5 protein-coding genes are annotated in these 5,320 nt (G+C 27.9%); all 5 read right to left on the bottom strand.

Annotated elements, in window-relative coordinates:
- Nucleotides 1-175: 175 nt before the first annotated feature.
- The 5 genes from NSA58_RS15520 to NSA58_RS15500 all read right to left on the bottom strand — a co-directional run bounded on the left by NSA58_RS15520 (nt 176) and on the right by NSA58_RS15500 (nt 5,265).
- Complete coding sequence (locus NSA58_RS15520; RefSeq protein WP_039677885.1) at nt 176-562, bottom strand: desulfoferrodoxin family protein; 387 nt, start codon at nt 560-562, stop codon at nt 176-178.
- Between the two features lie 381 nt (nt 563-943).
- A complete protein-coding gene (locus tag NSA58_RS15515) occupies nt 944-1,510 on the bottom strand; it encodes an HD domain-containing protein (protein ID WP_039677884.1) in 567 nt (188 codons plus the stop codon).
- Between the two features lie 256 nt (nt 1,511-1,766).
- Nucleotides 1,767-3,185 carry a carbon starvation CstA family protein gene (locus NSA58_RS15510; protein ID WP_039677883.1) on the bottom strand — a complete coding sequence of 473 codons (1,419 nt, stop codon included), beginning with the start codon at nt 3,183-3,185 and terminating at the stop codon, nt 1,767-1,769.
- Nucleotides 3,186-3,336: 151 nt separating this feature from the next.
- Nucleotides 3,337-4,065, bottom strand: a complete 729-nt coding sequence (locus NSA58_RS15505) for a LytR/AlgR family response regulator transcription factor (protein WP_039677882.1) — start codon at nt 4,063-4,065, stop codon at nt 3,337-3,339.
- Between the two features lie 3 nt (nt 4,066-4,068).
- Entirely contained in the window at nt 4,069-5,265 is a 1,197-nt protein-coding gene (locus NSA58_RS15500) for a sensor histidine kinase (RefSeq protein WP_039677881.1), read from the bottom strand.
- Nucleotides 5,266-5,320: the final 55 nt, after the last annotated feature.

The following is a 5,320-nucleotide window of genomic DNA, read 5'->3' as shown; positions in this document are numbered from 1 at the left end:
CTTATACCACTATGTTTCTTATTTTTTATAATTAATTAAATGTAAGTCTTCGTAGAAACAATAAGTACACAGGAAGCCTACAACATACTTTCGTATAAATAAAAAAGAACTCTAATTACTAGAGTTCTTCATCTACAATTCTCTTATATTTTATATAACTTACTTATGTTTTTATCTATAATTCTACTTTCCATAATCCATGAAGATTACAATAAGCATATGCTTCTAATACTTTATCATCTTCATTTAAAGTAAATTCTATAATTGGATCACTATCTATCTCTAAATGTTTACGTTGCACACCTTGTGTAGTTAACAGATATATCCAACTTATATGATGCTCTTGTATCATAGGATGTAATGTGCTTCCAACTTGTACTTTTACTTTGTTTTCATTTATATTTAATACTGGTATATGTTTTTCTACTGAAGCTTCTGTTGTATTTGCCACTAGCTCATTCATGGTTTTACCACAACATACTACTTTAGGTCCTTTATGGTCTATCATTTCTATTAAATTTCCACAAATACTGCATATAAAAAATTTTTTTGAATTGTTCATTCTATAACCTCCTCCATATTAAATCCTCAACCATTAATAATTGTGATTATTTTATCCCCTCCAGATTGTAACCTCCTAGATAATAATACAAGTATAATTTATTATATACTCTTAATTTTATCTTATATATAATTATGGCTACTGTCAATCTCACTCATTCTATCTACCTACTTTCCAGATAATCATTCAAAAGTTGATTACTTATAGTAAGCATACCAATGCACTGTTTCTACTAACTTATAAATCAAATGAAACAAATAAAACCTTTTTATAATACCTGTTGTTATATTTGTTAATTTTACTCATAAGACTTTCTATTACTCTAAAAACAAAAAAGTTGCTATGATTATTTAGCAACTTTTAAATAATTTTAAAACTTATTTAATATTTTGACTTTATACTAAGCTTTGTATCTTCATCAATTATATTCCTCATTAATTTAAGTTTTCCATTATCTTCAAAATATTGTAATCCATATTGCAAATTGAATTCATAATCAAAATCATCAGGATTTTTCCCTTGATTGTGTTGAACTATAGTTTCAAGTTTATCCATAGCTTTTACAAGATTAGCTTCTTTTGTAGAACACTCATTATATTCTTTCCATAAATCATATATTTTTCCACCCAAACTTTCTGGTAGTGTTGTTAACATTCTTCTCATGGCTTTTTCTTCCATATGTGATTTATTATCATCTGAACTTTGAAGTTTTGCTGATATATCACCATCATAAAGTTCACCCAAATCATGAACTAAGCTCATCTTTATTGCTTTATTAATATCAACATCTTTAAAGTCCTCTTCTAAGACCATTAACAACATTGCTAATCTCCAAGAATGCTCTGCTGTAGATTCTCTACGACCGGTTTTTGTCCAAGCAGTTCTTGTTACTGATTTTAATCCCTCTATTTCTTTTATAAATTCAATTGTTTGATTAATTTTATTCATAACTACTCTCCTGTATATATATGTTAATTATACTTTATCATACTAATATTATTAAGTTACATGACATATGTCATTCATACATATACATTATAAAATTTATCTAACTCTAAATCCACCATAAAAAATAAAGAAATAATATTTGATATAATGCAATGAGTAAGTACGCTTAGTTAAAAAATAAACTACCTGATTTATGACAAGTAGTTTATTTTAATACTTATTTTATAGCGGGGTTTTATATATTAATTTGTATCTATTAAGCTATGTGTTCTTTATTGCTTTCAGATTTTACTTTTCTTACTTTATTAAAGAATAAAACTGCTAAAATTAAACCTGCAACTAAACCTATTCCATTACCTACTTCTGGTGATAATTTAAATCCTTCTGGTGCTTGCATTATATAGCTAAATGTTACTACTGTCATAAATATTGCTGGTATAGCAGTTATAAAGTAATTTTTATTAGATTTAAGTAAGAACATTGAGCCTGTCCATAACATTATCATTGCTAATGTTTGGTTTGACCATGCAAAATATCTCCATATAATATTGAAATCTATAAATGTAAGAGCTATACCTACTGCAAATAAAGGTATTGCTATCATAAATCTATTTTTCATTGACTCTTGTTTTATACTAAATGAATCAGCTATTGTAAGTCTTGCACTTCTAAAAGCTGTATCCCCAGAAGTTATTGGACATGCTACAACTCCTAGTATTGCAAGGGCTGCACCTACTGGTCCAAGTAGTTCCACTGACATTTGTTGAACACCAACTGCTGGAGTTGATCCATATAACGCTTGTAATTGTGGTTCACCATGGAAGAATGCCATAGCTGCTGCTGCCCATATTAATGCTATTATACCTTCTGCTACCATTGAACCATAAAATACTGGTCTTATTTCCCTTTCATGCTCAACACATCTAGCCATTAAAGGTGATTGTGTAGCATGGAAACCTGATATTGCACCACAAGCTATTGTTATAAATAAATATGGGAATATTGATTTTCCATCTGGGTGGAAGTTTGTTAATGTTAACTCTGGTATAGAATAACCTTTTACAAATAATCCTCCAGCTATGCCAACTGCCATTAGTATAAGCGCTGCACCAAATAGAGGATAAATTTTACCTATTACTTTATCTATAGGTAATACTGTAGCAATTATATAATAAGCAAATATTACTACTACCCAAATTTGTGTATCTACTTTAGTTAAACTATTTAATAATCCTGCTGGTCCTGTTACAAATACAACTCCTACAAGAACTAATAAAACTACACTAAATACTACCATAATTTTTCTTGCATTTTCGCCTAGATATATACCAACAAGCTCTGATGCTGATACACCTTTGTTTTTAAGTGATAAATAACCTGATAAAAAGTCATGAACACCACCTGCAAATATTGTTCCAAATACTATCCATAAAAATGCTGAAGGTCCAAACAATGCTCCTTGTATTGCACCGAATATTGGACCAAGTCCAGCTATGTTTAAAAATTGAATAAGAAAGATTTTCTTCCAGTTCATTGGAACGTAGTCAACTCCATCTTCTAAAGCTAATGCTGGAGTTTGTAATGAATCGTCGATTCCAAATGTTCTTTCTACAAATCTTCCGTATAAGAAATAACCTAAGATTAAAATAACTATTGCACTAAAAAAAGTAATCATAATTCCTTCCCCCTTATATATTTTTTATAGAGACTTGTTTATATTTATTTATATTTATAAGTTCTTTATCCCTACACCAATATGATAGTCTTCTTATTCAGGAAAATGATTTCTTATGTACGAAAGGTCATAATCTATACATGAGTTGCATTTATATATTCATAAGTTGCCTAAATAACTTAACTCTACTCCTACTTACTGTTATCTCGTATTTTCCTTTGTTTAGTTTTAAAATATACGTATTATTAAACCAAGGTATTATTTCTTCTATTTTTTCTAAATTTACTAAATAAGATCTATGACTTCTAAAAAAAATATTATAGTTTATTGTTTTCTCTACTTCTGATATACCTTCTCTAATTTCATATTCTTCATCTTTAGTAAAAATATGAGTATATCTTTCCCTTGCTTCACAATAATAAATATCATTCACATCGACAATATGTATTTTATCATCTTTCCAAAGGCTTATTTTATTTCTCATCTTTTGGTACTCTGCTTTATCTTCATTATTTTTTTTATCAGAAGTATCTTTTAATCTATGTAGCATAGAAATAATTCTTTCATCTGAGTATGGCTTTAAAATATAGTCAAAGATTTCTAAATTAAATGCTTCCACAGCATAATCATCGTAAGCAGTTATAAAAATTATTTTAGGTCTTTTTTCAAATTTATCTATTGTTTTTGCTAAAAGCATTCCATCTAATTTAGGAATGTTAATATCTAAAAATATAGCATCTAATGTATTTTCTTGTATAAAATTAAGTACATCTAAACCATTATCAAATTCACCTATAATGTCCATATCTGTATAATTTTCTATAAAATATCTTAATTCTTTTCTTGCTGGATATTCATCATCAACTATAATAACTTTCATATTTTACCTCCCCACATAAAATTCAATTAAAGTTCCATTGTCTAATTTTTTTATATCTAATCCCTTATAATAATATAGTTTTAATCTTAAATGCACATTATAAAGTCCTATTTTATTTTCAGGCATATTCCCCAAATATAAATCCTCTATGATTTTTTCATCTATTCCCACACCATCATCTCTGACAGATACTTTAACCCTATCCCCCAAATCTTTAATTGAAACAATTACTTGTCCACTTTTACTTTTGTCTTTACTTAAAATTCCATGAATAATAGCATTTTCAACTAGAGGTTGAATAATTAAACTTGGTATTTTTACATCTACATCATCAATATCATAAATAACCTTTAACCTTTCACCAAATCTTGCTTTTTCTATATCTACAAAGGACTTAACCTGAGTTATTTCTTTTTTTATACTTATGGGTTTGTCATTAAATTCCAAATTATGTCTAAGATAAGTTGATAAGCTTATTATAAGCTCTCTTGCTTTTTGAGGATCAAATCTTATAAATGATGCTATGGTATTTAACGCATTAAATATAAAGTGGGGATTAATCTGTCTTTGAAGTGATGTAATTTCTGCCTTTTTTCTTTCTTCGATCTCTTTTTTGTCTCTTTCTATTCCCTGGACAATAGATACCATAAGCCCTATACCCAATTGTCCAACGATAAGTGGCAAATATATTGCCTGTATAATATCAACGGCTAAATTTGTTGGTTTTGAAATAAAATATATCAAAAATATTGTTATATTTTCTGAAATCATACCTACTAAAATTCCCCAGAAAGCTCTTGATGATTTTGGAATTTTTTTATGGGCAATACCAGATAATATTCCTGCAATAGCACTTGATATAAAACAAGGTAAAGATGTCATACCCACTGGATCAATAAAATATCTATGCGCTCCTGCAATAAACCCTGCAGGAATACTAACAACAGGTCCAAATAATACACCTCCAGAAACTATAGAAATTATTCTTGTATTTACTATTGAACCTTTATAATAAATTCCATTGTATGTTGCCATTATTGCCAATAATGTAAATATTGTAGATATTATAGCTAAATCTTTTTTAGTATATTTTTCTTTTTCAAAAATACTTTTAAATATATTTAGTTTACTTATTAGTAAAAATAACATTACCAATAAACTTGTTTTTTCTAATAATGCTATTAAATAATCTGTTCTCATCTATTTCCTCCTTTGCCCCCCTATTAAGTATATATCACTACTTAACTTTCTTCAT

This window comes from Terrisporobacter muris (assembly GCF_024621905.1).
Taxonomy (GTDB): domain Bacteria; phylum Bacillota; class Clostridia; order Peptostreptococcales; family Peptostreptococcaceae; genus Terrisporobacter; species Terrisporobacter muris.
The sequence above is the reverse complement of the archived record's forward strand: the minus strand, read 5'-3'. Positions and strand labels throughout refer to the sequence as shown.